This is a genomic window from Comamonas suwonensis (assembly GCF_012844455.2).
In the GTDB taxonomy this organism is placed as follows: domain Bacteria; phylum Pseudomonadota; class Gammaproteobacteria; order Burkholderiales; family Burkholderiaceae_C; genus Comamonas; species Comamonas suwonensis.
Window position 1 is genome coordinate 1 of record NZ_JABBCQ020000049.1, and the last position, 1338, is coordinate 1338.

The window sequence follows — 1338 nt, forward strand, 5'->3', positions numbered from 1 at the left end:
TGGAGCGGCCCCATTGATCTGAGGACAGGCAAACCCTCTTAACCTAAGAGGTAGTCTTGTGACTGTATTTATGCCTAGTCCTAAAAATCTAACGAACGTAGAGGTGCTGGGGCCGCAGAAGCGCCGCCGCTGGTCGCCGCAGGAAAAGCTGGCCATGGTCCAGCAGAGCTACGAACCCGGCTACAGCGTGTCGCTGGTGGCCCGTCAGCACGGCGTCAACGCGAACCAGTTGTTCCTGTGGCGCAAGCAGCACCAGCAAGGAGAGCTGACGCCGGTGGCCGTGGGCGAGAGCACGGTGCCTGCGGCGCAGTTGGCCGATGCCATGCGCCAGATTCGGGAACTCCAGCGCCTGCTGGGCAAGAAGACCATGGAGGCCGAGATCCTCAAGGAAGCCGCGGAATATGGCCGCTCAAAAAACTGGATTGCGCGCTCGCCCTTGCTGCCGGGGGACACCCAATGAAACGGGTCTGTGATGTTCTCGGCGTGGCGCGCTCGGCGGCTGTCAAGCGACAGCTGCGCAGCAGTGATTGGACAGATGGCCGCCAGCGCCGCCACAGCGATGATCAGGATCTGGTGGAGCAACTGCGCTCGGCCATCGAGAACCTGCCCAGTTACGGCTACCGCCGGGCCTGGGCGTTGCTGCGGCGTGAGCGGGCCTGCCAAGGGTTGCCTGCGGTCAACGTCAAGCGGGTCTACCGGGTCATGCGCACACACGGCCTACTGCTGCAACGCAGAGCTCCTGCAGTGCGACCACAGCGCCGCCATGATGGGCAGGTCTCGGTGGGTGCGAGCAACCAGCGCTGGTGTTCGGACGGCTTCGAGTTCCGCTGCGACAACGGCGAGGCCGTGCGCACGACGTTTGCGCTGGACTGCTGCGACCGCGAGGCGATGAGCTGGGTGGCCTCCACAGAAGGCTACACGGGTGACGATGTGCGCGACGTGATGCTGGCTGCCGTGGAGCGGCGCTTCGGCAATGCACTGCCAGACAGGCCCATCCAATGGCTCTCGGACAATGGTTCCGCCTACACGGCCGCGTTGACCCGCAGCTTCGCCCGCGATGTGGGCCTGGAGCCGGTGAATACACCAGTGAGTAGTCCCCAGAGCAATGGCATGGCAGAGTCGTTCGTCAGGACCATGAAGCGTGACTACGTGAACTTCATGCCTAAGCCCGATGCCCGCACAGCCATTGGCAACCTGGCCATCGCCTTCGAGCACTACAACGAGCACCACCCCCATAGCGCCCTGCGGTATCACTCGCCACGCGAGTTCCGCCGAAAGGCCATGGCAACCCGTTAAATTACGTGAGGGTTCCTGTCCTCAAATACGGGAAGCACTCCA

Annotated in this window: 1 protein-coding gene; it reads left to right on the forward strand. The window is 63.1% G+C overall.

Features of this window, described 5'->3' with window-relative positions; translation table 11 throughout:
* The first annotated feature begins 70 nt into the window (after positions 1-70).
* Positions 71-1296, forward strand: a protein-coding gene (locus HF327_RS21775; protein ID WP_374941585.1) for an IS3 family transposase whose coding sequence is annotated in 2 segments (ribosomal slippage) — positions 71-419 and positions 419-1296 — 1227 coding nt in all. Because the reading frame shifts where the segments join, the coding sequence is not laid out codon by codon here.
* The last annotated feature ends 42 nt before the right edge of the window (positions 1297-1338 follow it).